Origin of the sequence: Billgrantia lactosivorans (genome assembly GCF_003254665.1) — a bacterium.
Classification (GTDB): Bacteria; Pseudomonadota; Gammaproteobacteria; order Pseudomonadales; family Halomonadaceae; genus Halomonas; species Halomonas lactosivorans.
In genome coordinates this window covers 36,087-60,988 of sequence record NZ_QHGY01000002.1, presented here as the reverse complement: position 1 = coordinate 60,988, position 24,902 = coordinate 36,087, and the positions used below count along the sequence as shown (strand labels likewise).

Here is a 24,902-nt window from a genome sequence, read left to right as displayed (position 1 = left end):
TGCCACGCAGAAGCCCCGGCTCGCTGAGCCGGGGCTTCTGCGTGGGGCCTTGGCAGGGCCGGGAGGGCACTCAGGCAGCCAGGGTGTCGCCCAGTTGCTGACGGATCTTCTTCATGGCGTTCTTCTCGAGCTGGCGAATGCGCTCGGCGGAGACGCCGTAGACATCGGCCAGGTCGTGCAGCGTGGCCTTGTCGTCGGCCAACCAGCGCTGTTGAAGAATGTCGCGAGAGCGCTCGTCCAGCGCCTCCAGTGCCAGCTTGAGGCGACGGTTGGCGTCGTCCTCCCAGTCGCTGTCCTCGAGCTGGACGGCGGGATCGGAGCCGTCGTCGTCCAGGTAGTGGACCGGCGCCTGATAGGCGGAATCCTCGTCGTCGCTCGGCGAGACGTCGAAGCCGGCGTCGTGAGCCGCCAGGCGGCCTTCCATCTCGCGCACCACCTCGGGCTTGACGTCGAGATCGCGGGCGATGGCGTCGACCTCGTCGTTGTTGAGCCAGGCCAGGCGCTTCTTGGCGCTGCGCAGGTTGAAGAACAGCTTGCGCTGGGCCTTGGTGGTGGCGATCTTGACGATGCGCCAGTTGCGCAGCACGAACTCGTGGATCTCGGCCTTGATCCAGTGCACGGCGAAGGAGACCAGGCGAACGCCCTGGTTGGGATCGAAGCGCTTGACGGCCTTCATCAGGCCCACGTTGCCCTCCTGGATCAGGTCGGCCTGGGGCAGACCGTAGCCGGAGTAGCTGCGCGCGATGTGAACGACGAAGCGAAGATGCGACAGCACCAGGCGACGCGCCGCCTCCAGATCGCCTTCGTCGTGAAGGCGGAAGGCAAGTTCGCGCTCTTCCTCGGCGGTCAGCATGGGGATGCCGTTGACCGCCTGGATGTACCCGTTGAGGTCATGCCCCGGTGAGAGCTGGCCCACCGGAAGAAGACTGGTGCTCATAGCAGGTTGTCTCCCTGAAAGCCCATCAAAAACCCGATAACTGTTTCAACCGCTTGTTTGACGGCCGAAAACCGATAATGTTCCCTGTCTGGCGACAGGGTGGCAGATGCCGCGCGATGTCGCCAGCGAGCGGATGCGGCCGGGTGTCGCAAGGAGGTTGGCCCTATCGCGGCCGCACCTCCGCGAGGTGGCGACTCACGGCGATCCAGGCGCCCAGCCAGCCCAATAGTGTACTGCACAACAGCAGCGTTGCCGAGCCCTCCGCCCCCAGCCGCGGCAGCGTGAAGGAGGCGCCGTAGCTCGCCGCCAGGGCGCTGACCGGCGCTGCCAGCCACTGGTTGCCGAGCCCCAGCAGGCCACAGGCGAGCAGGCCGCCGCCGAGTCCGTACCAGGCCCCGCTGTAGAGGAAGGGGCGACGCACGAAGGCGTGGGTGGCACCGATCAGCATCACCACCTCGATCTCCTGGCGGCGGCTCTCCACCGCCAGGCGGATGGTGTTGCCCACGACAAGCAGCACGCCCAGGCCGAACAGCACCGCCAGGGCCAGGGCCAGGCGACTGCCCAGCTCGGCCAGGTGGCGCAGGCGTTCGAGCCAGGCCAGGTCGAGGCGCACCTCGTCGACGCCGCTCAACGCCTCGAGCTCGCCGGCCAGCCGGCGCACCGCCTCGGGGGCCGGGTCGAGGGGCACCACCACGATGCTGGCCGGCAGCGGGTTGTCCTCGAGGCGCTCCAGGGCGTCCTCCAGCCCCAGCGCCTGCTGGAACTCCGCCATGCCCTCGGCGGCCGAGATCGGCCGGGTACGGGCGACGCCCTCCTGGGCTGCTACCGCCTCGCCGATGCGCCCGGCCTGGGCCTCATCCACGTGGCGCTCCAGGTAGACGGTCAGGGTGGCGCTCTCGTCCAGTTCGGCGTCGAGCAGGCGCGCGCTGTCCAGCGCCAGCCACAGCGCCGCCGGCAGCACCAGGGCGATGGCGATGGCGAGCATGGTGAGCAGGCTGCCGATGGGCGTGCGCAGCAACCGCCGGGCGCTGTCGAGGCACATGGCGCGGTGGTGGCGCAGCCAGCCGCGTATGCGACTGGAGGAGCGGGGGCGCTGAGTGCGTGCGCCGCGCGGCGGCGCGGGCGGCTGCCGGCTCATGCGGCCTCCTCGTCGGCTACCAGGCGGCCATCGCGCAGGCGCAGCACGCGGTGCCGCAGGCGGGCGATCAGCGCCAGGTCGTGGCTGGCGATCATCACCGTGGTGCCGATGCGGTTGAAGTCCTCGAACAGCGCCATGATGTCCGCCGAGAGCTGCGGGTCGAGGTTGCCGGTGGGTTCGTCGGCGAGCAGCAGCGAGGGCTTGTTGACCACCGCGCGGGCGATGCCCACCCGCTGCTGCTCGCCGCCGGAGAGCTCGATGGGCAACGCCTTCTCGCGATGCAGCAGGCCGACCTTGTCCAGCGCCGCCCGCACCCGGCGCGCGGCTTCGCGCGGGTCGAAGCCGCGGATCTCCAGCGGCAGCGCCACGTTGTGGAAGATGGAGCGGTCGAAGAGCAACTGGTGGTCCTGGAACACCACGCCGACCTGACGCCGGTAGAACGGCACCTGGCTGGGGTGCAGGCGGCCGATGTCATGCCCCGCCACCAGCACCCGCCCGCGGGTCGGCCGCTCAAGCAGCATGATCAGGCGCAGCAACGAGCTCTTGCCGGCGCCGGAATGGCCGGTGAGAAACACCATCTCGCCACGGCGCACGCGGAAATCGATGTTGGCCAGCGCCTCGAAGCGCCCGCCGTAGCGTTTCCCCACATGCTCGAAGAGGATCATGACGAGGCGGCGTCTCCCTCGTCGCCCTGATCGAAGAGCGCATCGACGAAATCACGCGCCTCGAAGGGGCGCAGGTCGTCTAGCCCCTCGCCCACGCCGATGAAGCGGATCGGCGTGCCGAGCTGCTTGGCCAGGGCGAAGATGATGCCGCCCTTGGCGGTGCCGTCGAGCTTGGTCAGGGTGATACCGGTGACCGGCACCGCCTCGTTGAAGGTGCTGGCCTGGGACAGCGCGTTCTGCCCGGTGCCGGCGTCGAGCACCAGCATCACCTCGTGGGGCGCGCTGGCGTCGAGCTTGCCCATCACCCGATGGACCTTCTTGAGCTCTTCCATCAGGTGGCTCTTGTTGTGCAGCCGGCCGGCGGTGTCGGCGATCAGCACGTCGACGCCGCGCGCCTTGGCCGACGACACCGCATCGAAGATCACCGAGGCGCTGTCGGCGCCGGTGTGCTGGGCGACGACGGGCACCTCGTTGCGCTCGCCCCACACCTTGAGCTGCTCCACCGCGGCGGCGCGGAAGGTATCGCCGGCAGCCAGCATCACGCTGCGCCCCTCGCGCTGGAAGCGCTGGGTCAGCTTGCCGATGGTGGTGGTCTTGCCCACGCCATTGACGCCCACCACCAGGATCACGAAGGGGCCCTCCCCCTTGGCCGGCAGCGCCAGCGGCCTGGCCACGGCGTCGAGCATCACGGTCAGCTCGTCCTGCAGGGCGCGATAGAGCGCCTGGGGATCCTTGAGCTCCTTGCGCGAGACGCGCTCGGTGAGCCGGTCGATGATCTCGGTGGTAGCCTCGATGCCCACGTCGGCCATCAGCAGCTGGGTCTCGAGGTCCTCGATCAGCTCGTCGTCGATCTGCTTCTTGCCGAGGAACAGACCGGCGATGCCCTCGGTGAGGTTGGCGCGGGTCTTGCCCAGGCCGGTACGAATGCGGGCGAACCAGCCCTGTTTCTCGGCGGCGGGCTTCTCCTGCAGCGGCACGCGAGCAGGCTCGGGCTCAAGCTCGGGCTCGGCGGCCAGCGCCTCCTGGCGCAGCACCGCGTTCTCCTCTTCGCGGTCGAGCTCATCGACCGCCTCGGACTCATCGAGCGCGGCATCCGCCGCCGGGCCGGCCATGGCGCGCTCCTCGACGCCCGGCGCATCACCGTCACCGGCGGCCGACTCGCGCTCGGCCTCGCCGGCCGAGGCCTGCTCCTCGGCCGTCTCCGCTGCCGGCCGCTCCTCGCCCGCGTCCTCCGCTTCGGTCGGCGTCGGCTGCCGCTCCTCGTGCTCTTCCTGCTGCTGTTCCTGCTGCTTCTTGCGCTTGAAAAAACCGAACATGGGGGGATTCAGCCTCACGGGTGAATGATCGCTACATCCTAACACCGCGCACCATGACTGTGGACAAGCCGACGGGTACAATTCGAGCGCATGACACGTCGCCGCTCCTCCCCTCGCTCACGCCCCCGCCCGGGGGCCGGCCCACCCAAGGGCAGTGGCCGCCTGCGCATCATCGGTGGCGAGTTCCGCCGCCGCCTGCTGCCGGTGCTCGACAGTCCCGGCCTGCGGCCCACCCCCGACCGGGTGCGCGAGACCCTGTTCAACTGGCTGGCCACAACCACGCCGGGGGCTCGCGTGCTCGACCTGTTCGCCGGCACCGGGGCGCTGGGGCTGGAGGCACTCTCCCGCGGGGCTCGCGAGGCACTGTTCGTCGAACGCGACGGCCTGGTCGCCAGGGCGCTCGAGGACAATCTGCGCACCCTCGGCGCCAGCGAGCGGGGGCGGCTGCGGCAGGCCGACGCCCTCGCCTTTCTCGCCGCCGGCCCGGCCGATGCTGACGCCTTCAGCCTCGTCTTCCTCGACCCGCCCTTCCGCCAAGGGCTCGCCGAGCCCTGCTGCGAGCGACTGGAGCGGGGCTGGCTCGCCGCGGAGGCCTGGATCTACCTGGAAACCGAGACGACGCTCGAGGCGCGCGTGCCGGCCAGCTGGACGCTGCATCGAGAGGTGCGCGCCGGCGACAGTACCGGGCGGCTCTATCGCCGCCTGGCAACGTCCGGCGACTGAGCCGGCGTCGCCGTTCGGCTACGCTTGCCCGGCCGCGGCCCTCGGCGTTACGCTGCGCAACGGATGCTGCGCAACGGATTCAGCGCGGGCAAGGGGCCCGCCCCGGCAGGACCTCTTTTCAGGAGAACACGATGAGCACCGAACTCTTCAATCGGCTCGAACAGAAAGTGGCCAGTGCCGTCGAGGCCCTGGAGCTGCTGAAGATGGAAGCCGAGGAGCTGCGCGAGGAAAACGGCAGGCTGAAGCAGGAGCGCGAGGAGTGGGAGCGTCGCCTGACCGCGCTGCTGGGCAAGTTCGACGAGGTGGAAGCCGAGCGAGGCTGAGCCCTGGCCGTTTCCGGCCGTGCGTCCTGAGGCTTCAGCGCACCAGCCGCCTCAAGGCCGGCGTGACATCAGAACGGCATCCTCCCTGTGCGCGTCGGCCGCCTCCTCCAGGGGCGGGTAATAGCCGCGGCGCCGACCGTCCTCGCCGAAGCCCGCGCGGCGATAGAGTGCGATGGCCGGCACATTGCCCGCCCTGACCTCGAGCAGCAGCCGCTCGCTGCCCCACTGCCGGCTCTGCTCGACCACCGCCTCCAGCAGCCGCGCCGCCAGGCCGCGTCGACGCATGTCCGGCGCCACCAGCATGGCCTGCAGTTCGGCCGCGTAGGGTAGCCTGGCGATCACGGCGTGGCCCACGAGCCGTTCGCCCAGCTCGGCGCCCCACACCCGGCACTCGCTGTCCAGAAGCGCCGCCTCGAGCTGGCCGCGCGACCAGTGGCGCGGCTGGCAGCCTTCCAGCGCCGCCAGTCGGTCCAGGTCGGCGAGCGTCAGCCGCCGCAAGCCGACCTCAATCGCCATCGGCGGCCTGCAGCGTCCAGGCCCGACGCCACGCCAGCAGGGTCGGCCACAGTTCGCGCTTGGCCGCGGCGCTCTGCGCCAGCTCGCCCAGCGCGGGCCCCTGCCAGCCGGCGAGCCCCATCAGCTCGAAATCACCCTGGGTAGCGTCGAGCAGGCGGTCGAGCGTGGCCTCCTGGCCGAACACCAGGATCCGCTCGAGCGCCCACCCCCGCCGGCGCGTGCCCTCGAGGAAGGCCTGGAGCCCTTCGCGTGCCTCCTCCAGCGGCGCCTCGACCGGCAGGTTGTCCATCGGTGGCCAGCGGAACGTCTCGAAGGTCAACGGGGTCTCGATGCCGATCCCCGCCGCCTGCAGCAGATTGCCCAGCAGCTGTGCCTCGGCGGCCTCGGGAGCGGCCGACCGGGGAACGATCACCAGCCAGCGGCCGGCCAGGCTCGTCACCTGCAGGGTGAAGCGCAGCGGCTCCTGGGCCGGGCTGGAGGGCGCGGGCGTCGTGCCCCCGCCGGACGTCGGCGCCTCGCTGTCGGGCGCGATGCCCAGCAGCTGGCGGGCGCGCTTGGGGCTCGCGCCCCGTGGCGGCTCCACGGCCGAGGGCGTGGGGGGTGGCTGACGCGCCGCGGCATCCGCCTCGTCGAGCAGCGCATGCAGCCGCTCCGCCGGCGGCGAGGCGGCCGGTCGCTCCGGCAGCTCCCATTCGCAGGCCTCGGTCGGCCGCGCATGGGGCAGTCGGTAGCGTGCCACCCAGGCGGTCAGTCCCATCGCCTCCAGGTACTGCAGGCGCTGCGGCTCGGTGGTCACGCGCCGGCGCCTCGACAGTCGGGCGAGTCGGGACGTCCCTCGCCACGGGAGGCCCATTCCGCGGGCGTATAGAGATGCAGTGCCAGGGCATGCACCGGCCCGGCCAGTTCGTCGGCGAGCAGCGCGTAGAGGCGCTGGTGGCGCTTCACCGGCATCAGCCCCTGGAAGTGCTCGGACACTACCGTCACCTTGAAATGGGTTTCGGAGTTGGCAGGCACGGCATGCCGATGGCTCTCGTTCTCCACCGCCACGTAGCTGGGCTCGAGGGCCTGCAGCTTCTCTTCGATAGCGGCCTGAATGCTCATGAGGGCTCCTCGATCATGGGTGAGGGTTCATTGTACTCGCTTGCTCGACGACTGCACCTGCGACGCCGTCTCGCGACTTTCCGCCTGGGCGGCGCCGGCCAGCGAGACCCGCGCCAGGCTGGCCGCGAGCGCCAGCAGGCAGGCAAGACATCCGACCCACAGGGTGGCCTGCACCGGCGCGCCGGTCGCCATGAAGGCACCCACCAGGGCCACGCCGAGGGACTGGCCCACGGTGCGCGTGGTGCTGAGCACCCCCGAGGCGCTGGTACTCAGCTCCCGCGGCGCGCTGGTCATCATCTCGCGGTTGTTGGGCGGCTGGAACAGTCCGAAGCCGATCCCGCACAGCGCCGTGCGCCACAGGCTGTCCACCACCCCGGCATCCGGCGGCAGCAGGGCCAGCGAGGCGAGCCCCAGCATCAACAGCACCAGCCCCAGGCTGGCCATGAGGCTGGGGTTCAGGCGATCGGCCAGGCGGCCGGCCAGGGGCCCGACCAGCATGATGGCAAGCGGCCAGGGGGTGAACAACCAGGCGGTATGCAGCGGCGAAAGGCCCATCTCCTGCTGGTAGAGGAACGACAGCGCAACGAAGGCGAGCCCCTGGCCGACGAAGGCCAGCCCCGAGGCCGATACCGCCAGGCGAAAGCGCGGCACCCGGAACAGCCGTGGCGGCAGCAGCGGATGGCTGGCCCGCCGCTGGCGACGCAGGAACAGCCCGCCCGCCACCACGCTGAGCGCCAGCCAGGCCAGCGCCTGCCACAGCGGCGCGCCGTGCCCCAGGGTGTCCATGGCCAGAAAGAAGCTGCCCAGCATGACCACCGAGCCCAGCGCCCCGCGGCCGTCGAAGCCGCCGCGCCGTCCCTTCTCGCGGGGCAGCGCACGCCACGCCAGCCACAGCGAGACCAGCCCCAGCGGCAGGTGCAGCGCGAACAGCCAGGGCCAGCTGACCGCCGAGAGTATCAGCCCGCCGAGGGCCGGGCCGGCGGCGTAACCGCCCGCCACCACCAGGGCGGAGAGCCCCAGCGCGCTGCCCAGCAGGCGGGTCGGAAAGATCGAGCGATAGAGCGACGGGCCGATGGAGAGCGTGGCCGCCGCCCCTAGCCCCTGCAGGGCGCGGAACACCAGCAGCCACTCCAGGCTGCGCGAGAGCGCCGCGCCGAGCGCGGCGAGCACGAACAGCGCCAGGCCGGCCACGTAGAGGCGGCGCCGGCTGATCATCTCGCTGAAGGAGGCGCATACCAGCAGGAAGGCGGCGCAGACGATCTGGAACAGGTTGGTGACCCAGACCGCGCGGGCGTCGGAGACCTCGAGGTCGCGCGCGATGGAAGGCAGCGCGATGTTGACCATGGTGACGTCGACCACGGCCATCAGGGTGCCGAGGATCAGCGCCAGCACCGCCAGGCGTCGCTCGGGGCCCGGCAAGCCGTCGTCGCCGGGCCGGTTGGAGAAGAGTCGGCTCATTCGGTTCCCATCAGAGCTTGTGACATAACGAGAAAACCGGCCGCAGCCGGTTCTCGAAGATCAACGAAGGAGCGAATCAGTCCTGATCCGTCTCCAGCAGCAGAGAATCGTCGACCTCGGAGATCTCCAGCGCCGTCTCGTCGTCGAGGTCGATGGCCAGGTAGCTGTGCTCGACCTGCAGGAAACGCTGGAACAACGCCCAGTCCAGGGCCTCGGGCCACTGGCGCTCGTCCTCTTCCCAGGCACGCAGTTCGGTCTCGAGGATCTCCAGGTAGCGCTCGCGCACGAAGGCCTCGAGCGCTTCCGGGGTGTCCATCTCGGGAATCAGATAGACGGTGCTTTCACGTTCGACGTCGGACAGGGTGAGGTCGTCGTCCCCCATGGTGGGTTCCAGGGCGTTGATCCAGTCCACGAAGTGCCGGGTCGGCCTGACGCTCAGGGCGGAGCGGTTGAGCAGTTTCATCGCGGTCTCCTCGACGTCGAAACGGTGATCATTATGGGTGCTACCGCCGCCGCTTACCAATACTTCCGCCCTTCATTCCACCTCGGGGCGCATGGCAGGGAACAGCAATACATCGCGGATCGAGGCGCTGTCGGTGAACAGCATGACGAGGCGGTCGATACCAATGCCCTCGCCTGCGGTGGGCGGCAGGCCGTACTCCAGCGCGCGCACGTAGTCGGCATCGTAGTACATCGCCTCGAGGTCGCCAGCCTCCTTCTCCGCCGCCTGGGCGCGGAAGCGCTCGGCCTGGTCCTCGGCGTCGTTGAGCTCCGAGAAGCCGTTGGCGATCTCGCGGCCGCCGACGAAGAACTCGAAGCGCTCGGTGACGAAGGGGTCGCGGTCGTTGCGTCGCGCCAGCGGGCTCACCTCGGTGGGGTAGTCGGTGATGAAGGTCGGGTCCTTCAGGCGATGCTCGACGGTCTTCTCGAAGATCTCGATCTGGATCTTGCCCAGCCCCCAGCCGTCCTTGACGTCGATGTCCAGGCGCTCGGCGATCTGCCGCGCGGCGGCCTCGTCGGCCAGGGCCTCGGCGTGGATGTCCGGATTGAACTCGAGGATCGAGTCGAACACGCTGATGCGCTTGAGCGGGCGGCCGAAGTCGTACTCGTAGCTCTCGAGCACCTCGCCGTCGGCGCTGCGCACGGTGTTGACCACCGTGGTAGTGCCCAGCACCTTGAGCGCGACGGCGCGCAGCATCTCCTCGGTGAGGTCCATCAGGTCATGGTGGTTGGCGTGGGCCTGGTAGAACTCGACCATGGTGAACTCGGGGTTGTGGCGCGTCGACAGCCCTTCGTTGCGGAAGTTGCGGTTGATCTCGAAGACCTTCTCGAAGCCGCCCACCACCAGGCGCTTGAGGTAGAGCTCGGGAGCGATGCGCAGGTACATGTCGATGTCCAGCGCGTTGTGGTGGGTGATGAAGGGCCGCGCGGTGGCGCCGCCGGGAATCGGCTGCAGCATGGGGGTCTCGACCTCCATGAAGCCGCGCTCCTCGAAGAAGCGGCGCATGGCGCTGATCACCCCGGCGCGGGTCTCGAACACCTTGCGCGAGTCGGGGTTCATGATCAGGTCGACGTAGCGCTGACGATAGCGCGCCTCCATGTCGGTCAGGCCATGGAACTTGTCGGGCAGCGGGCGCAGGCTCTTGGTCAAGAGCCTGGCCTCCTCCATCATCACGTAGAGGTCGCCCTTGCCCGACTTGTGCACCGGGCCACGGGCGGCCACGATGTCGCCGATGTCCCAGCCCTTGATATCCTCGAGCACCTCTTCCGCCAGCCCCTTCTTGTCGACGTAGAGCTGGATCGTGCCGGAGGGGTCCTGTATCACCAGGAAGGGGCCGCGCTTGCGCATGATGCGCCCCGCCACCGCCGCCGGCCGGTGCAGCGCCTCCAGCTCCGCCTTGTCCCTCTCGCCCAGCTCGGCCGCGAGGTCGGCCGCCAGGCTGTCACGGCGAAAATCGTTGGGGAAGGCGCTGCCGCCGGTGGCGGCGGCACGCTGGCGGCGCGCCGCCAGCTTGGCCCGGCGCTCGGCGATCAGGCGGTTCTCGTCGGTCTGGGGGCTGTCCGGGGAGGAGCTCTGGTTGGCCATCTCGCTACCTGTTAGCAGTCACAATATGCGGTGTTGTAAACGCGACTAGCGCCGCGCGAGCGAAGCTGAGACAAGGCGCCCCTCAACGAGAGAACGGAGTCGACTGTCGTCAATGGGTCTCTCGAGTTGAGGGGCCACGCCGTATCAGCGAGCGCAGCAGGCTATAGCCCCTGCTTCAAGCTGGCTTCGATGAAGGCGTCAAGATCGCCATCCAGCACCCGGTCGCAGTTGCTGGTCTGCACTCCGGTACGCAGGTCCTTGATGCGCTGGTCGTCGAGCACGTAGGAGCGGATCTGGCTGCCCCAGCCGATGTCGGCCTTGGCGTCCTCCGCCTCCTGCTTGGCAGCGTTGCGCTTCTGCATCTCGTGTTCCCACAGCTTCGCCTTGAGCTGCTTCATGGCGAAGTCGCGGTTGGCGTGCTGGCTGCGCTGGCTCTGGCAGGCCACCACGATGCCGGTGGGCTCGTGGGTGATGCGCACCGCCGAGTCGGTGGTGTTGACGTGCTGGCCGCCGGCGCCGCTGGAGCGGTAGGTGTCGACGCGCAGGTCCGCCGGGTTGATCTCGACCTCGAAGTTGTCGTCGACCTCCGGTGACAGGAACACCGAGGCGAAGGAGGTGTGGCGGCGGCCGCCGGAATCGAAGGGGCTCTTGCGCACCAGGCGGTGCACGCCGGTCTCGGTGCGCAGCCAGCCGAAGGCGTGGTCGCCCTGCACGTGCACGGTGGCCGACTTGATGCCCGCCACCTCGCCGGCCGAGACCTCGACGATCTCGGTCTTGAAACCGTGATGCTCGCACCAGCGCAGGTACATGCGCAGCAGCATGTTGGCCCAGTCCTGGGCCTCGGTGCCGCCGGAGCCGGCCTGGATGTCGAGGTAGGCGTTGTTGGCGTCCATCTCGCCGGAGAACATGCGCCGGAACTCGAGCTTCTCGAGGCTGCCCTGGAGCGAATCGAGCTCCTTCCGGACCTCGGCGACAGTGTCCTCGTCGGCCTCCATCTCGGCCAGCTCGAGCAGGTCGCGGCTGTCCGCCAGGCCCCGGTCGAGCTCGTCGATGGTCTCGACGATGACCTCCAGCGACGCGCGTTCCTTGCCGAGCTTCTGGGCGTACTCCGGGTCGTTCCAGACGTTCGGGTCTTCCAGCTCGCGGGAGACTTCCTCTAGCCGATCCTTGCGTTCGGCGTAGTCAAAGATACCCCCTCAGGACGTCTGTCCGTTCGGCCAGGTCCTTGATGAGGTTGTGGATGGGATTGGTTTCCAGCATGGGCTCGCTCGCCTGAATCGCATGGGGAAAACGGCCGCCGACGCATCAGTTGCACCCAAGGCGAGGGCGGCGCGGAAAAGGCGACTATTGTAGCGAACTTGCCGAGGTGGCGCATCCGTTCACCACGGCCGGGTTGCTGGCCATACGCTGCGGCTGACGATCAGAATCGGTAAGTGACCGCCGCCCCCACCGCGTGCGCCTCGGTCTCGTAGTTGGCGCCATAGTAGGTCGAGGCGTCGGCATCGACATCGATCAGCCCGGCCAGCGCCTCGCTCGATCCCCGGTAGGTGCGCGCCTGGTCGATCCGGGTGCGTTTCTCGTTGATGTAGGTATAGGCCAGATCGAAGCTCAGGTTCGGCAGTGGCGTCCAGCCCAGCCCCAGGGAGTAGAGCTTGCGGTCGTCCGAGGGAACGCGAACGCTGCGCGTGCGATCATTGGTTGGCGAATTGTCGATGGCAAAGCCCGCCCTTAGCGCCAAGGTGGAGCTCGGCCTGTACTCCGCGCCCACGGAGTAGACCCAGGCATCGCTGTACTCCTGCGGCTCGACAATGATCCGCTCGCCGGATTCCTCACCGTCGATGGCGATCTCCTCGAACTGGCTCCAGCGGGTCCAAGAGGCGCCAGCCATCAGCGTCAAGGGCTCGAACAGGTCATGCGAGATGGAGAAGTTGACCGTTTCCGGCGTGGTCAGGTCGAGGCTGCCGGGCTGTCTCGGCAGCATCTCCTGCACGAAGCCGGTGGTGTCGATATCCCCGGCCAGCTCGAACTCGACGCTGGAGCGATAGGTCAGGCCGAGCGACGTGGCATCGGTGGGGCGGTACATCAGCCCCAGATGATAGCCCCAGGCGTCGTCGTCACCACTCACCCGCACCTCCTCGTCGGTTTCGGGCGAGGGCGGCGTACCGTTCACGGCGTCCTCGATGTGCGGCACCTTGACGGCCAGCTCCCCCTCGGCACGGTTGTAGGTCAGCCCCGCGCCGAAGGAGAGTCGGTCGGTCAGGCGATAGGAGAGGGTCGGCTGCGCCGTTATCACACTCAGCTCGGTCAGGGTGCCGTGGTAGCGCCCCTCGAAGTCGTCGTCATAATCGGTACTGGCGCCGAACGGCACGTAGACGCCGAAGCCAACGCTGAGCCGCTCGGTGAGCGGCTGGGCGTAGAAGGCGTAGGGGATGAGTGAATCGGGCACCATGTTGCCCTCGTTGGTGCCCGAGACCCGCCCCATGTCGCCCGGCCCCAGCTGGAAGGTCAGCGGTGGCAGGAAGGGCAGCAGCGACAGGCTGCCCTCGGCGTCGGCACTGAAGTTGGACGACACGTTGTCGATCTCGGTGTAGGCACGAATGCCGGTCCCCCCGACCGATACCTGAGCATGATCGAGAAAGGACATGCCGGCGGGGTTGCCGTAGACGACGGTGGCGTCCGCCACGTTGGAGCTGCGCCCGGCATGACCGGTGCCCTGTGAACCGATGCTCTGGGCAGTGATCTCGAAGCCACCGGCGGCGGCATGATAGGCAGCCAGGGAAGCGAAGCTGCCCATGAACAGGGCGAGAGAAATCGAGGGAGTCTTGGTCTTGTTCATGAAAGTGTCCTGTTTCAGTCGTCTGTCGACGCTTGACGTTCACCGGGGCGAACACGGGACCCTTCCGTTCCATACTGCACAAACGTTCGTTTTATTTTTGGGCGAGAGGCGAACCTCTCTTGGCCGAAGCCGGATAGCATCCAGATGATACAAGGCCTGCCGGCAGTGCCGGCAGGCCATGCTTCGATCAGAAGCGATAGGTCAGCTGAGCGCCGAAACCATGGGCTTCGTTCTTGTAGTCCGCGGAGTAGGCCAACTCCGTTTCTGCCCCAGTACCCTCATGATCTATCCTTGTCTGATCAACTTGGGTGCTACGCTCGGTCAGATAGGAATAGGCAAAGTCCAGCGTCAGGTTTTCCGTAGGCGTCCAGCCGGCGCCGATGGAGAAGATGCGGCGATCGTCCGAGGGAATCCGTGCGCTGCGGAACTCGTCGCTGGTAGGCGTGAAGTCGAGAGTGACACCGGCACGCAGAACCAGCTGTGGGTTGAGCTGGTATTCACCACCGACACCGTAAGCCCAGGCATTGGAATAATCCTGGGTCTCCCGGGTGATCGTGTCGCCCGCATCATTCGTTACATGGATTTCCTCAAAGCGGTCCCAGCGAACCCAGGAGGCACCCGCCATCAGCTTCAAGCGGTCGCTCATCTGCTGGGTCACGGAGAAGTTGATGGTTTCCGGCGTTACCAGGTTCAAGCGTGCGTTGTCCTCCAACGCTGCACCTGTCAGGGGATTGGTAGCGACCGAACCATCGGGATTGGTTGCCCTGTAGGAACCCGTAAGGTCGTAATCGACCTTCGAGCGATAAGTCAGACCCAGCGTGGTTTCGGGAACCGGCTGGTAAATGACACCCAGGTTATACCCCCAGGCATCGTCGTCCCCCTCTACCCGTGAGTCGAGGTCTTGATCCGGATCCGCCATTCCCGCACCAGGCTGCGGCACTTGGCGCTGGAGTTCACCCTCCACACGGTTATAGGTAATGCCAGCGCCGATCGACCACTGATCGTTGAAACGATACGACACCGTGGGCTGGGCACTCATTACCTTCAGCTCGGTGTAATTCCCCAGATTGCGACCAACGAAGCCGTCTTCGTAGTCGGTCTGAGAGCCGAACGGCGCATAGACGCCAAAGCCAAAAGCCAGCCGCTCATTGACCGGCTGGGCATAGAAGGCAAAGGGAATCAGCGTACCCGGCACCATATCGCCTTCAGACGAACCTGTCGTCTGCTGAGGTGCCATCAGTGTACCAGCATTGGTTCGACTCGCCTCGGCATTACGGATCTCGCTATTGACGTTCAGATAGGTTCCGCCGGCGGTGAGCTGCGCGCGGTCGAGGAAGGACATGCCCGCCGGGTTGCCGAACACGATGGTGGCATCGTTGACGTTGGAGCTCCGACCCGCATGGCCATAACCCTGGCCGCTGACACTCTGCTCGTTGACCTGATAGCCGCCGGCGTTGGCCTGGCTGGCGAAGGCGGCAGCCGCGATGGCCACGGCCCAGGTGATCTTGTTGAACTTGTTCTGCATGGTCTCGACGTCCTCTATCCAGATGCGAGCTGGAGCTGGTTATCTGTTCCGCTCTCACCGGAGCGGTACCCTACCCGGTCAGTTTTCGCCAAACATTCGTTTGGATCAAGGCCAAACGTTCGTTTTAATGCGAGAAACCCTCATCCTTTAGTCCTACTCAAGCGTAAGCCGTTGAACTTTTTCCTGTACGACGCAACACACACGTCCTTGTCGGCGATCGCCCCTGCCCGACGATCCTGTTCTGCACGAGGCCTATCTTTCCGCCACCCTGCCAAGGCGCCGGAAGACGGCAAGTAGCTGCTACGCTGAAGACATATGGCCGGAGGAGAGAACGCCATGCCCAGACTCAACGGCGTACTGGAGACCGCGCTCTACGTCGACGACATGGATCGGGCGCGGGTCTTCTTCGAAGGCGTGATGGGGCTCGAGCCCTTCAACGCCGACCACCGCTTCACCGCCTACGACGCCGGCGCCGGTTCGGTGCTGCTGCTGTTCCTGCAGGGCGAGACGCTGGAGACCGTGGTGCTGCCCCACGACATGGGCACCATTCCGCCCCACGATGGCAAGGGGCGGGTGCATCTCGCCTTTGCCATCTCGGCGCGCGAACTGCCCGCCTGGGAGCGCCAGCTCGACGACCACGGCATCGCGATCGAGGGACGCACCCACTGGCCTCGCGGCGGCGAGAGCCTCTATTTCCGCGACCCGGATGGGCACCTGATCGAGCTGGCGACGCCGGGTGTCTGGCCTACGTACTGAGCACCGCCACTTCTTCAGCTCACGCCCATATAGCGACCCGGCTTGTGGTTCAAGGCAATGATCAGGTTCAGCGCCACGGCGCCGAGCACCGAGAGCCCGACCCGTTCCGGCGGCAGCACCAGCAAGGCAGCGAGCATGATCAGCGCGTCGACGCCGAGCTGCACGAAGCCGGCGCGCAGGCCGTAGCGGCCCTGCAGGTAGAGCGCCAGGATGTTGATGCCACCGAGGCTGGTGCGATGGCGAAACAGCACCAGCATGCCGATGCCGATCAGGCTGCCACCCATCAGCGAGGCATAGAGCGGGTTGAGGCTGTCGAAGGCGACCCACCGGCCGGTCAGCTCGGAGAACAGCGACACCAGGGCGATGGCGACGAAGGTGCGCAGGGTGAACGACCAGCCCAAGCGCTTCACCGCCAGGTAGTAGAACGGCAGGTTGATCAGGAAGAACCACACCCCGAAGCGCCAGCCGGTGGCGTACTGCAGCAGGAAGGCCATGCCGGCGGTGCTGCCGGTGAGCAGCAGCGCCTGGGTATAGAAGGTAACGCCGAGGGCGACGAACAGCGTGCCCACCAGCATCGCCATCACGTCCTCGTAGGGGCGATGGGGGTCGGTGGGAAGATCTTGGGGATCCATGCACGTTTCCTTGGGATGGCGGGCGGCACGCCCGAACGGGCCGGATTCTAGCGGGAATGACCCGCCAGGGCATTGACCTCGCTCAGCGGCCCAGCGGCTCGGCGTACTCCACCATCAGCTGCAGCGACTCCTGCCCACGCCAGCGGTTGCGGTTGAGGCGGTAGGCGCAACGCAGCGTATCTCCCATGCCGAAGGCCGGCAGCTCGCCCGGCGTCAGGGCGCGGAACCAGATCGCCTTGAGGCTGGCCGCCCCCGCCGACAGCACCAGCGACAGGTGGGTGCCGTCGGCGCCCACCGGCCGCAGCGACTCGACCAGGAAGCGGCCCTCGAACAGCGGCGCGTCGAATTCCCGTCCGTAGGGACCCAGCGCCTCCAGCTCGAGCAGGGTGGCAAGCTGGAACTGCTCCGGCGTCAGGGCGCCGTCGGTGAGCACATGGGGATAGAGCTCGACGCCCGCCAGCTGCTCCGCGACTGCCTGCAGGAAGGCTTCGCGAAAGGCTTCCAACCGCTCGATCGGCACGCCCACGCCGGCTGCCCCGCGGTGGCCGCCGAAGCGTGGCAGGGCGTCGGGGGCGAGCTCGTAGGCGCGCTGCAGGGCGTCGCGCAGGTGCAGCGCGTCGATGGAGCGCCCCGAGCCGGTAAGCATGCCGGGCGCCGCGGCCGGGGTCAGCACCAGCGCGGGGCGCCCGAAGGCCTGTACCAGCCGCGAGGCGACGATGCCCTGTACGCCGGGGTGGCCGCTGTCCAGAAACACGATGAGCGCCGGCTGGTCCGCCTCGAGCTGGGGCATGGCCAGGGCGCGCGCCTCCTCGACCATGTCCGCCTCGATGGCCTTGCGCGACTGGTTGTCCTCGTCCAGCGTCTGCAGGTGGCGTATCGCGGTGGCATCGTCCGCCGCCAGCATGAAGTGAAGCGCGGCGTAGGGGTCGTCCAGGCGCGAGCGGGCATTGATCCGCGGCCCCATCTGGAAGGCCAGCGTCTCGGCGGAAAACGGCACGCTGTCATCCCCCAGGCGCGCCGCCATGGCGCGCCAGCAGGCGGCCTCCATGCGATTGATCAGTGCCAGTCCGTGGCTGACCACGGCGCGGTTGGCCGGGCTCGCACCCAGCGAGACACAGTCGGCGACGGTGCCCAGCGCCACGTAGGAGAGCCAGGCGGAGAGCTTGGGCGTGGCTCGGGGAATCACCCCCCACTCGATCAGCACGCTGCGCGTGAGCGACATGACCAGCCAGGCGACCATGCAACCGGCAATGGTACGGTCAGGATACTGGCAGTCGCTGCGCGTCGGATTCACCACGGCATGGGCCGAGGGTGGAGGTCCCTCGATAGGCAAGGCGTGATGGTCGCTCACCACCACGTCGATGCCGGCCGCCTTGAGCCGGGCGATACGCGGCTCGTCGGAACTGCCGCAGTCGGCGGTGATGACCAGGCTCGGCCGCGGCGAAAGTGCCAGCGTGCGCTCCACCAGCGGCAGGCTGATGCCGTAGCCGTCGTGGATGCGGTGGCCGATCAGGCTGTGCAGGCGCGACTCCGGCACGCCGAAGAACTCCACCAGGGTGCGCCGTATCACCACGTGGGAGGTAATGCCGTCGACGTCGTAGTCGGTGAGGATGCCGATATGCTCGCCCTCCACCACCGCGCGCGCGATGCGCTCGGCGGCGCGGCGGCCGTCGGCGAGGCGCTCCGGGTGTTCGAGGTAGCGCAGGCTGGGCTGGGTCAGCGGTGCCAGTTCGCCTTCGTAGTCGGCCAGTCGGCCGGCCAGCACGCGCGCCTGCAGCTCGCTCAACCCCTCGGCGCGAGCGCGGGCGTAGAGTGCGTCGTTGCGCGGACGCGGCAACAGCCGCGGCTTGAGTCGGGCGTGCAGGTCGGGCGGCGCGGTCACGTCCAAGCGTGGCTCCTCTGGTTCGCATCCGATGGTACAAGGCGATGGAAACGGCGTGCAGAGCGAAGGGCGCCGGGGACAAGCCGAAGAGGGGGTCTTTTGCCATGGATGGCAAAAGTAGCGCCCAAGGAAGGGTTCACAGCGCCCCCTCGCAGGCCTGTCGCCGGATCAGCCCTGAGCGGGCATCTGGCGCCAGCGGCATAGAGGCTTCCCGAGGCCTTTCCCCGGCGCCCTCGCTCAGCTTCGGCCTTCCATTCTAGCGCCGGTTTTCGGCCACGAACGCCTGCACCTTCGCCAGCTCCGCCGGCAGCACGGTGTAACGCTCCTCACGTTCGAGCAGGTCGTCCATGTGCGGCGGCAGCGGCACGCCGGGGAAGCCCGCCTTGACCACCGCCTCGGCGAACTTGGCCGGGTGGGCCGTGGCCAGGGTGATCATCGGCGTCTCGGCGTCGGCCCGGGCCCGCTCGGCGGCGCGGTAGCCGGTGGCGGTGTGGGGGTCGAGCACTTCCTTGGTGCGGTGGTGCGCTTCGCGGATCACCTCGAGGATGGTGGCATCGTCGACGCTGTGGCTCGAGAAAAGCTTACGCAGCCGGGCCAGGGGGGCATCCGCCAGGGCAGTGGGCTCCTGCTGGAAGCGCTCGAGCAGCGCCGCCACGGCGGCACCGTCACGCTCGTAGGCCTCGAACAGCAAGCGCTCGAAGTTGGACGACACCACGATGTCCATGGAGGGCGCCAGGGTCGCCTTGAGCTCCTGCTTGGAGAAGTCGTTGGCGGCGATGGTCCGGTGCAGGATGTCGTTGGCATTGGTGGCGATGATGAACTGCTTGACCGGCAGCCCCATGCGATAGGCCATGTAGCCGGCGAAGACGTTGCCGAAGTTGGCCGAGGGCACGCAGAAGCTGACCTGACGATGCGGCGCCCCCAGCGCCACGCCGGCGGCCACGTAATAGACGATCTGCGCCATGATGCGCGCCCAGTTGATCGAGTTCACCGCCACCAGGCGCGTGCCGTCGAGGAAGCCCTGGTCGGCGAAGCTCGCCTTGACCATCGCCTGGGCGTCGTCGAAGTTGCCCTCGATGGCGATGTTGAAGACGTTGTTCGCCAGCACCGAGGTCATCTGGCGGCGCTGCACCTCCGAGACCCGGTTGTGCGGGTGGAGGATGAAGATGTCGAGGTTGTCGCAGTGGCGACAGCCCTCGATCGCCGCCGAGCCGGTATCGCCCGAGGTGGCGCCCATGATCACCGCGCGCTCGCCGCGCTTGGCCAGGAAGTGATCGAGGATGCGCCCGAGCAGCTGCAGGGCGACGTCCTTGAAGGCCAGCGTGGGGCCGTGGAACAGCTCGAGCAGGAAGTGATTGGCGTCGAGCTGGTTGAGCGGCACCACGGCATCGTGACTGAAGGTGGCGTAGGCGTCGCGCACGATGCCGCGGAAGGTCTCGTCGTCGATCTCGCCGTTGACGAACGGCTGCATCACGCGAAAGGCGATCTCGGCGTAGGAGAGCCCGGCCATGTCGGCGAGCGCTTCGCGGGAGAGCTGGGGGATCTGCTCCGGGACGTAGAGGCCGCCGTCGCTGGCCATGCCGGTCAGCACGACCTCTTCGAAAGAGAGCGCAGGCGCCTGCCCGCGGGTACTGATGTAGCGCATGGCTTACTCCTGCTCGTCCAGCGATTCGACGCGTATCCGCGTGACCGGCCCGGCGATGTCGGCCATCGACTCGATCTGGCGGATTGCCTCGTTCATCTGCTTTTCGCGGCAGCTGTGGGTCAGCAGGATGATCGGCACCAGCTCGCCCTCGGTGGCCTCCTTCTGCACCAGTGCCTCGATGGAGATGCCCTGCTCGGACAGGATGGTCGCCACCCGCGCCAACACCCCGGGTCGGTCCACCGCCAGCAGGCGCAGGTAGTAGGCGGTGACGATGTCCTCCATGGGCAGGATCGGCATGCCGCCGTCACCCTCGCCGATGCCGCTGAACGCCAGGTAAGGCACGCGGTAGTGGTGGTCGGTGGCGATGTCGCGGGCCACGTCGAGCAGGTCCGCCACCACCGCGGAGGCGGTGGGTTCGGAGCCGGCACCGGCGCCGTAGTAGAGGGTCGGCCCCACGGCATCGCCCATGATGGCGATGGCATTCTTGACGCCGTGCACGTTGGCCAGCAGACGCTCCTTGGGAATCAGGGTCGGGTGCACGCGCAGCTCCAGCCCGTGTTCGGTGCGCTTGGAGATGCCCAGGTGCTTGATCACGTAGCCCAGGTTGTCGGCCTGCTGCACGTCATCGAAGGTGACCCGCGAAATGCCTTCGGTGTAGGCCTTGTCGAACTGCAGCGGCACGCCGTAGGCGATCGAGGCGAGGATGGTCAGCTTGTGGGCGGCATCGATGCCCTCGACGTCGAAGGTGGGATCGGCCTCGGCGTAGCCCAGCGCCTGGGCCTCGGCCAGCACGTCCTCGAAGGCGCGGCCCTCGCTGCGCATGTGGGTGAGGATGTAGTTGCCGGTACCGTTGATGATGCCCGCCACCCACTCGATGCGGTTGGCGCCGAGCCCCTCGCGCAGCGACTTGATCACCGGGATGCCGCCGGCCACCGCCGCCTCGAAGGCGACGATCACTCCCTGCTCGTGGGCCGCCTGGAAGATCTCGTTGCCGTGGACGGCGATCAGCGCCTTGTTGGCGGTGACCACGTGCTTGCCGTTGGCGATGGCGGTCAGCACCAGTTCGCGGGGCACGTCATAGCCGCCCAGCACTTCGACCAGCACGTCGACGTTCGGATTGCGGGCCACCTCGAAGACGTCGTTGGTGGTCTTGATACCGGTGAGGTCGCACTCGGGGTTGGTGCTGCGCAGCGCCACCTGCTCGATGATGATCGGGCGGCCGGCCCGTCGCGCGATCTCGTCCGCGTTACGCGTCAGCACGTTGAAGGTTCCGCCCCCGACGGTCCCCAGACCACAGATTCCCACTCTCACCGGTTTCAATGTCCTGCTCCCCTGATGGTGTCGATGTCCAGCGTTCACATGCTTTCGGCAGCTCTTCGTCTGCCCTCACTCATTCTGCCAGGCCAAGCATCTCGGCCAGGCGATCGGCGGGTACGTAGCCCGGCACCAGCCGGCCATCGGGCAGCACGATGGCCGGCGTCCCCTGGACGCCCACGGCCATGCCCAGATGATACTGTTCCTCGACCGGATTGTCGCAGTCGGCGCTTGCCGAAATCTCCTGCTCGCGCTTGCCCGCGTTCATCGCCTCGCTGCGGTTGTCGGCACACCAGACCTGCTCGAGTATGCGCGCCCCCTCGGAGTCCATGCCGGCGCGCGGGAAGGCGAGGTAGTGTACCTCGATGCCCATCTCGTTGAGCGTCGGCACCTCCTCGTGGAACTGTCGGCAGTAGGGGCAGGTGGTATCGGTGAACACGACCAGCTCGGCGCGGCTGTCTGCGGTACCGCGGAAGATCACCCGCTCGCTCTCGGGCACCCGGGCGAGCTGCTCGGCGCGCTCCTCGTTGCGGCCCTGCTCGGTCAGGTTGGTCAGGCCACCCTCGCCATTCTCGTAGAGGTCGCCGACCAGGAAGTAGTTGCCTTCGGCGTCGCTGTAGAACGACTCGCCGGTCTCCAGGCGCACCTGGTAGAACCCTTCCAGGGGGGTTTCGTGCACGCTGGCGACGGGCATCGGCTGGCCGTTGACCTCCAGCCGCTCGATCAGCCGCTCGGCGCCATCGGCCAGGGCCGCGGCAGGCAGCAGAAGCGCCGCCAGGGGCAGGGCCTGGGCGATCAGGGAGCCGGCAGGACGATGAAATAACGCTGTCATGTTTCAGCCTCGAGGATGATGGTCGGCGTGCAGGGCTTCGAGTCGAGCCTGCGCAACGTGGGTGTAGATCTGCGTGGTCGACAGGTCGCTGTGACCGAGCAGCAGCTGTACGACACGCAGATTGGCCCCATGATTCAACAGATGCGTGGCGAATGCATGCCGCAGCGTGTGCGGCGACAGCGGCCGGGTGATGCCGGCGGTACGCGCATGGACCTTGATCCGGTGCCAGAAGGTCTGGCGCGTCATGCAGTTGTCGCCACGCCCGGGAAACAGCGCCGGCCGCGTCACGTCGGCCATCAGGGCGCCGCGGGCGCTACGCAGGTAGCGCGACAGCCAGTGTACGGCCTCTTCCCCCAGCGGGACCAGCCGATCCTTGTCGCCCTTGCCGCGCACCCGCACCACGCCCTGGCGCAGGTTGACGGCGTCCACGCTGAGCCCGACCAGCTCGGACACGCGCAGGCCGCAGCCATAGAGCACCTCGAGCATGGCGCGATCGCGAAGCCCCAGGTCGGTGGCCAGGTCCGGCGCCGCCAGCAGACGCTCCACCTCCTCCTCCTCGAGGGTGCCGGGCAGGTTGGGCCGCACCCGCGGCAGGCGCACGTCGGCCAGCGGATCGCACGCAAGATGCCCCTCGGCCAGCGCCCAGCGGTAGAAGCCGCGCAGGCTGGAGAGCAGCCGGGCGTTGCTGCGCAGCTGGTAGCCGGCGGCGCGGCGCTCGTCGAGCCAGGCCGGGAGCAGCGCCTCGCCCGGAGCGAGCAGCGCACCGCCCGCCTCGTCCAGTCGCCTGGCCCAGGCCTCGAGGTCGCGGCGATAGGCCGCCAGGGTATGCTCGCTCGCCCCGCGTTCCAGCCACAGGGCGTCGAGGAAGCTCTCGATCAGGGCCAGGGAGCGGGAGTCGTGTGTCATGTCATCGCCCAATACGACGAAGCCCCGCCCCGCGTGAGCGGTGGCGGGGCTTCGCATGGCGCAAGCGCCGTCAGCCGACCCGGATCAGGAGAGCTTTTCCTTGATACGCGCCGACTTGCCGCTGCGCTCGCGGAGATAGTACAGCTTGGCCTGGCGCACGTCGCCGCGACGCTTGACCTCGATGGAATCGACCAGCGGGCTGTAGGTCTGGAAAGTACGCTCGACGCCGACGCCGTGGGAGATCTTGCGCACGGTGAAGGCGGAGTTCAGGCCGCGGTTGCGCTTGCCGATCACCACCCCTTCGAAGGCCTGCAGGCGCTCACGGTTGCCTTCCTTGACCTTCACCTGCACGACGACGGTATCGCCCGGGGCGAATTCCGGCACCTGCTTGCTCATCTGCTCGGCTTCGAGCGCCTGGATCACCTTGTTCTTGCTGCTCATGACATAAACTCCTCGATGTTCGGCACCGACTGCACGGACGGTGCGTGATCCCGGCGCCCGAGCCTGGCTCGAGAGCGCGGGAGATGATGGGTGACGCAGATCCACCGCTCCTCGCCAGGAGAGTGCCCTGCACCTCCGCCCCGACCTATTTGTCGGACGAGGCGTACTCTTCGATGAACTCCTCGAGCAACTTGCGCTGCTCGTCGCTCAACGACCTGCCCTCGAGCAGGTCGGGACGCCTCAGCCAGGTCCGCCCCAGCGACTGCTTCAAGCGCCAGCGCCGGATCTCGCCGTGATGACCGCTGAGCAGCACCTCCGGCACCCGCCGCCCGTCGATCTCCTCGGGGCGCGTATAGTGGGGGCAATCCAGCAACCCTTCGTTGAAGGAGTCCTCGACCGCGGAGTCCTGGTGCCCGAGCACGCCGGGGACCAGCCTTGCCGCGGCATCGATCAGCACCATGGCCGGCAGCTCGCCGCCGCTGAGCACATAGTCGCCGATCGACCATTCCTCATCGATGTCGCTCTCGACGATGCGCTCATCGATGCCTTCGTAGCGCCCGGCCACCACCACCAGCGGGGGGCCGGACGCCAGCTCTCGCACGCCCTGCTGGTCGAGCCTGCGCCCCTGGGGCGACAGGTAGATGACCCTGGGGCGCCGCCCCGTGGCCTCGCCGGCGCGTTCGCGGGCGGCGTGGATGGCCGCGCGCAGGGTGTCGACCTTCATCAGCATGCCCGGCCCGCCGCCGTAGGGGCGGTCGTCCACGGTACGATGCCGGTCGCTGGCGTAGTCGCGCGGGTTCCAGAACTCCAGCGCCACCCGCCCCTGGCTGACCGCCCGCCCGGTGACGCCGTGCCGCGTGATGGCCTCGAACATCTCCGGGAACAGCGACACCACCCCGACCCACATGGCCGGCGCCTCGCCCGGCCCGGCTTCCGCCTCGGCGGTCAAAAGTCCGGATCCCAGTCGACGGTCATGGTGCCGCCCGCCAGGTCCACCTCGACGATCACCTCGTCGGGCAGGAAGGGCAGCAAGCGTTCACGATCGTCGATCGCCGGCGGCGCCCCCTGCGGGTCGCCCTTGACCACCAGCACGTCGTTGGCGCCGGTCTCGAACAGGTAGGCGACGCGGCCCAGCACCGCGCCTTCGCGGGTCACGACGGTGAGCCCTTCGAGCTGGTGCCAGTAGTACTCGTCGCCGCCGAGTTCGGGCAGGTCCGCCTTGGGCAGCAGGATCTCGGCGCCGGTCACGCCTTCGGCGGCCTCGCGCGAGTCGATGCCCTCCAGCAGGGCCACCAGGCCCTTGCCGTGGCGCCGTCCCTGCAGCAGCCGATGACGGGTCAGGGCACCGCCGCGCCTCAGCACCCATTCGGCGTAGTCGAGGATGCCTTCCATCGGGCTGGTGTGCGAGTAGACCTTGAGCCATCCCTTGACGCCGTAGGGGCTGGTCAGCTTGCCCAGCACCACGTGGTCGTCGCGTTCGCTTGGTGCGGCCTGCTCACTCATGGGCTTACCGGGGCATCGCAGGCTCAGGCCTGCTTGCGGGCTTCCTTGACCAGCTCGGCCACGCGATCGGACATCTGAGCGCCCTGGCCCTGCCAGTGGGCGACACGGTCCAGATCGACGCGCAGGCGCTCTTCCTGACCGCGAGCGATCGGGTTGAAGAAGCCCAGGCGCTCGATGAAACGGCCGTCGCGGGAGTTGCGTGAATCGGTCACGGTCAGGTGGTAGAAGGGACGCTTCTTGGCGCCACCACGTGCCAGACGAATGGTAACCATGGCGTTAACTGTCCTTCGGTTGAGGTTACGTTTACTACCGATATGCTCCGAGCCGGCGGTCGGCCGGTTTCTCGGCATTTGCCAGGAAAGCGGGC

General features: G+C 67.9%; 26 protein-coding genes. 3 read left to right on the top strand and 23 right to left on the bottom strand.

Features of this window, described 5'->3' with window-relative positions; all coding sequences use genetic code 11:
* Positions 1–70 precede the first annotated feature (70 nt).
* The 4 genes from rpoH to ftsY form a co-directional block, all read right to left on the bottom strand.
* Complete coding sequence (gene rpoH, locus DIS04_RS05850) at positions 71–937, bottom strand: RNA polymerase sigma factor RpoH (RefSeq protein ID WP_111412851.1); 867 nt, start codon at positions 935–937, stop codon at positions 71–73.
* A 163-nt stretch (positions 938–1,100) separates the two neighbouring features.
* A complete protein-coding gene (gene ftsX, locus DIS04_RS05845; protein ID WP_111412850.1) occupies positions 1,101–2,075 on the bottom strand; it encodes a permease-like cell division protein FtsX in 975 nt (324 codons plus the stop codon).
* Complete coding sequence (gene ftsE, locus DIS04_RS05840; RefSeq protein ID WP_111412849.1) at positions 2,072–2,740, bottom strand: cell division ATP-binding protein FtsE; 669 nt, start codon at positions 2,738–2,740, stop codon at positions 2,072–2,074. The genes ftsX and ftsE overlap by 4 nt, the downstream gene beginning before the upstream one ends.
* A complete protein-coding gene (gene ftsY / locus DIS04_RS05835) occupies positions 2,737–4,056 on the bottom strand; it encodes a signal recognition particle-docking protein FtsY (protein WP_111412848.1) in 1,320 nt (439 codons plus the stop codon). Before ftsY ends, ftsE begins: the two co-directional genes overlap by 4 nt.
* Before the next feature lie 90 nt (positions 4,057–4,146).
* Here ftsY and rsmD point away from each other — a divergent pair, with 90 nt between their 5' ends.
* Positions 4,147–4,779 carry a 16S rRNA (guanine(966)-N(2))-methyltransferase RsmD gene (gene rsmD / locus DIS04_RS05830; RefSeq protein WP_111412847.1) on the top strand — a complete coding sequence of 211 codons (633 nt, stop codon included), beginning with the start codon at positions 4,147–4,149 and terminating at the stop codon, positions 4,777–4,779.
* A gap of 131 nt (positions 4,780–4,910) precedes the next feature.
* Positions 4,911–5,102: a cell division protein ZapB gene (locus tag DIS04_RS05825; protein ID WP_111412846.1), complete on the top strand. Its 192-nt coding sequence runs from the start codon at positions 4,911–4,913 to the stop codon at positions 5,100–5,102.
* Between the two features lie 51 nt (positions 5,103–5,153).
* Here DIS04_RS05825 and DIS04_RS05820 read toward each other — a convergent pair whose 3' ends face one another.
* From DIS04_RS05820 to DIS04_RS05780, 9 genes are all read right to left on the bottom strand, one after another.
* Positions 5,154–5,618, bottom strand: a complete 465-nt coding sequence (locus tag DIS04_RS05820; RefSeq protein WP_111412845.1) for a GNAT family N-acetyltransferase — start codon at positions 5,616–5,618, stop codon at positions 5,154–5,156.
* Complete coding sequence (locus DIS04_RS05815) at positions 5,608–6,414, bottom strand: hypothetical protein (protein WP_111412844.1); 807 nt, start codon at positions 6,412–6,414, stop codon at positions 5,608–5,610. Before DIS04_RS05815 ends, DIS04_RS05820 begins: the two co-directional genes overlap by 11 nt.
* Positions 6,411–6,719 (bottom strand): BolA family protein, encoded by a 309-nt coding sequence (locus DIS04_RS05810; protein WP_111412843.1) that lies wholly within the window; start codon positions 6,717–6,719, stop codon positions 6,411–6,413. The genes DIS04_RS05815 and DIS04_RS05810 overlap by 4 nt, the downstream gene beginning before the upstream one ends.
* Before the next feature lie 27 nt (positions 6,720–6,746).
* Positions 6,747–8,177 (bottom strand): MFS transporter, encoded by a 1,431-nt coding sequence (locus DIS04_RS05805; protein WP_111412842.1) that lies wholly within the window; start codon positions 8,175–8,177, stop codon positions 6,747–6,749.
* Positions 8,178–8,253: 76 nt separating this feature from the next.
* Positions 8,254–8,640: a hypothetical protein gene (locus DIS04_RS05800; protein ID WP_111412841.1), complete on the bottom strand. Its 387-nt coding sequence runs from the start codon at positions 8,638–8,640 to the stop codon at positions 8,254–8,256.
* 72 nt (positions 8,641–8,712) lie between these two features.
* Positions 8,713–10,263: a lysine--tRNA ligase gene (lysS, locus tag DIS04_RS05795; protein ID WP_111412840.1), complete on the bottom strand. Its 1,551-nt coding sequence runs from the start codon at positions 10,261–10,263 to the stop codon at positions 8,713–8,715.
* Between the two features lie 161 nt (positions 10,264–10,424).
* Positions 10,425–11,523, bottom strand: a protein-coding gene (prfB, locus tag DIS04_RS05790; RefSeq protein WP_111412839.1) for a peptide chain release factor 2 whose coding sequence is annotated in 2 segments (ribosomal slippage) — positions 10,425–11,447 and positions 11,449–11,523 — 1,098 coding nt in all. Because the reading frame shifts where the segments join, the coding sequence is not laid out codon by codon here.
* A gap of 160 nt (positions 11,524–11,683) precedes the next feature.
* A complete protein-coding gene (locus DIS04_RS05785) occupies positions 11,684–13,099 on the bottom strand; it encodes an OmpP1/FadL family transporter (RefSeq protein WP_111412838.1) in 1,416 nt (471 codons plus the stop codon).
* A gap of 187 nt (positions 13,100–13,286) precedes the next feature.
* Positions 13,287–14,624 carry an OmpP1/FadL family transporter gene (locus DIS04_RS05780; protein WP_111412837.1) on the bottom strand — a complete coding sequence of 446 codons (1,338 nt, stop codon included), beginning with the start codon at positions 14,622–14,624 and terminating at the stop codon, positions 13,287–13,289.
* A 336-nt stretch (positions 14,625–14,960) separates the two neighbouring features.
* Here DIS04_RS05780 and DIS04_RS05775 point away from each other — a divergent pair, with 336 nt between their 5' ends.
* Positions 14,961–15,380 carry a VOC family protein gene (locus DIS04_RS05775; protein ID WP_111412836.1) on the top strand — a complete coding sequence of 140 codons (420 nt, stop codon included), beginning with the start codon at positions 14,961–14,963 and terminating at the stop codon, positions 15,378–15,380.
* Between the two features lie 14 nt (positions 15,381–15,394).
* Here the strand turns inward: DIS04_RS05775 and DIS04_RS05770 are convergent, their stop codons facing one another.
* The 10 genes from DIS04_RS05770 to rpsP all read right to left on the bottom strand — a co-directional run bounded on the left by DIS04_RS05770 (position 15,395) and on the right by rpsP (position 24,807).
* The gene (locus DIS04_RS05770) at positions 15,395–16,012 is read right to left on the bottom strand and encodes a YitT family protein (RefSeq protein WP_111412835.1); all 618 of its coding nucleotides are present in this window, start codon (positions 16,010–16,012) and stop codon (positions 15,395–15,397) included.
* An 82-nt stretch (positions 16,013–16,094) separates the two neighbouring features.
* A complete protein-coding gene (locus DIS04_RS05765) occupies positions 16,095–17,894 on the bottom strand; it encodes a single-stranded-DNA-specific exonuclease RecJ (protein WP_422667694.1) in 1,800 nt (599 codons plus the stop codon).
* Between the two features lie 256 nt (positions 17,895–18,150).
* Positions 18,151–19,539 (bottom strand): threonine synthase, encoded by a 1,389-nt coding sequence (thrC, locus tag DIS04_RS05760; RefSeq protein ID WP_111412833.1) that lies wholly within the window; start codon positions 19,537–19,539, stop codon positions 18,151–18,153.
* Positions 19,540–19,542: 3 nt separating this feature from the next.
* Positions 19,543–20,859 carry a homoserine dehydrogenase gene (locus tag DIS04_RS05755; protein WP_111412832.1) on the bottom strand — a complete coding sequence of 439 codons (1,317 nt, stop codon included), beginning with the start codon at positions 20,857–20,859 and terminating at the stop codon, positions 19,543–19,545.
* Positions 20,860–20,929: 70 nt separating this feature from the next.
* Entirely contained in the window at positions 20,930–21,685 is a 756-nt protein-coding gene (locus DIS04_RS05750; protein ID WP_111412831.1) for a DsbC family protein, read from the bottom strand.
* Positions 21,686–21,688: 3 nt separating this feature from the next.
* Positions 21,689–22,591: a site-specific tyrosine recombinase XerD gene (gene xerD, locus DIS04_RS05745; RefSeq protein WP_422667601.1), complete on the bottom strand. Its 903-nt coding sequence runs from the start codon at positions 22,589–22,591 to the stop codon at positions 21,689–21,691.
* 84 nt (positions 22,592–22,675) lie between these two features.
* Positions 22,676–23,032 (bottom strand): 50S ribosomal protein L19, encoded by a 357-nt coding sequence (gene rplS, locus DIS04_RS05740; RefSeq protein ID WP_111412830.1) that lies wholly within the window; start codon positions 23,030–23,032, stop codon positions 22,676–22,678.
* Between the two features lie 145 nt (positions 23,033–23,177).
* Entirely contained in the window at positions 23,178–23,939 is a 762-nt protein-coding gene (gene trmD, locus DIS04_RS05735) for a tRNA (guanosine(37)-N1)-methyltransferase TrmD (protein ID WP_111413296.1), read from the bottom strand.
* 38 nt (positions 23,940–23,977) lie between these two features.
* On the bottom strand, positions 23,978–24,535 hold the full coding sequence (rimM, locus tag DIS04_RS05730; RefSeq protein ID WP_111412829.1) for a ribosome maturation factor RimM: 558 nt from the start codon (positions 24,533–24,535) through the stop codon (positions 23,978–23,980).
* Positions 24,536–24,558: 23 nt separating this feature from the next.
* A complete protein-coding gene (rpsP, locus tag DIS04_RS05725) occupies positions 24,559–24,807 on the bottom strand; it encodes a 30S ribosomal protein S16 (RefSeq protein WP_086508976.1) in 249 nt (82 codons plus the stop codon).
* Between the last annotated feature and the right edge of the window lie 95 nt (positions 24,808–24,902).

Excerpts from the sequence above, each read along its gene's own strand:
- rpoH (WP_111412851.1), bottom strand. The coding sequence starts at position 937 with ATGAGCACCAGTCTTCTTCCGGTGGGCCAGCTCTCACCGGGGCATGAC.
- ftsX (WP_111412850.1), bottom strand. The coding sequence starts at position 2,075 with ATGAGCCGGCAGCCGCCCGCGCCGCCGCGCGGCGCACGCACTCAGCGC.
- ftsE (WP_111412849.1), bottom strand. The coding sequence starts at position 2,740 with ATGATCCTCTTCGAGCATGTGGGGAAACGCTACGGCGGGCGCTTCGAG.
- ftsY (WP_111412848.1), bottom strand. The coding sequence starts at position 4,056 with ATGTTCGGTTTTTTCAAGCGCAAGAAGCAGCAGGAACAGCAGCAGGAA.
- rsmD (WP_111412847.1), top strand. The coding sequence starts at position 4,147 with ATGACACGTCGCCGCTCCTCCCCTCGCTCACGCCCCCGCCCGGGGGCC.
- DIS04_RS05825 (WP_111412846.1), top strand. The coding sequence starts at position 4,911 with ATGAGCACCGAACTCTTCAATCGGCTCGAACAGAAAGTGGCCAGTGCC.
- DIS04_RS05820 (WP_111412845.1), bottom strand. The coding sequence starts at position 5,618 with ATGGCGATTGAGGTCGGCTTGCGGCGGCTGACGCTCGCCGACCTGGAC.
- DIS04_RS05810 (WP_111412843.1), bottom strand. The coding sequence starts at position 6,719 with ATGAGCATTCAGGCCGCTATCGAAGAGAAGCTGCAGGCCCTCGAGCCC.
- DIS04_RS05805 (WP_111412842.1), bottom strand. The coding sequence starts at position 8,177 with ATGAGCCGACTCTTCTCCAACCGGCCCGGCGACGACGGCTTGCCGGGC.
- DIS04_RS05800 (WP_111412841.1), bottom strand. The coding sequence starts at position 8,640 with ATGAAACTGCTCAACCGCTCCGCCCTGAGCGTCAGGCCGACCCGGCAC.
- lysS (WP_111412840.1), bottom strand. The coding sequence starts at position 10,263 with ATGGCCAACCAGAGCTCCTCCCCGGACAGCCCCCAGACCGACGAGAAC.
- DIS04_RS05785 (WP_111412838.1), bottom strand. The coding sequence starts at position 13,099 with ATGAACAAGACCAAGACTCCCTCGATTTCTCTCGCCCTGTTCATGGGC.
- DIS04_RS05780 (WP_111412837.1), bottom strand. The coding sequence starts at position 14,624 with ATGCAGAACAAGTTCAACAAGATCACCTGGGCCGTGGCCATCGCGGCT.
- DIS04_RS05775 (WP_111412836.1), top strand. The coding sequence starts at position 14,961 with ATGCCCAGACTCAACGGCGTACTGGAGACCGCGCTCTACGTCGACGAC.
- DIS04_RS05770 (WP_111412835.1), bottom strand. The coding sequence starts at position 16,012 with ATGGATCCCCAAGATCTTCCCACCGACCCCCATCGCCCCTACGAGGAC.
- thrC (WP_111412833.1), bottom strand. The coding sequence starts at position 19,539 with ATGCGCTACATCAGTACCCGCGGGCAGGCGCCTGCGCTCTCTTTCGAA.
- DIS04_RS05750 (WP_111412831.1), bottom strand. The coding sequence starts at position 21,685 with ATGACAGCGTTATTTCATCGTCCTGCCGGCTCCCTGATCGCCCAGGCC.
- xerD (WP_422667601.1), bottom strand. The coding sequence starts at position 22,591 with ATGACACACGACTCCCGCTCCCTGGCCCTGATCGAGAGCTTCCTCGAC.
- rplS (WP_111412830.1), bottom strand. The coding sequence starts at position 23,032 with ATGAGCAGCAAGAACAAGGTGATCCAGGCGCTCGAAGCCGAGCAGATG.
- trmD (WP_111413296.1), bottom strand. The coding sequence starts at position 23,939 with ATGTGGGTCGGGGTGGTGTCGCTGTTCCCGGAGATGTTCGAGGCCATC.
- rimM (WP_111412829.1), bottom strand. The coding sequence starts at position 24,535 with ATGAGTGAGCAGGCCGCACCAAGCGAACGCGACGACCACGTGGTGCTG.
- rpsP (WP_086508976.1), bottom strand. The coding sequence starts at position 24,807 with ATGGTTACCATTCGTCTGGCACGTGGTGGCGCCAAGAAGCGTCCCTTC.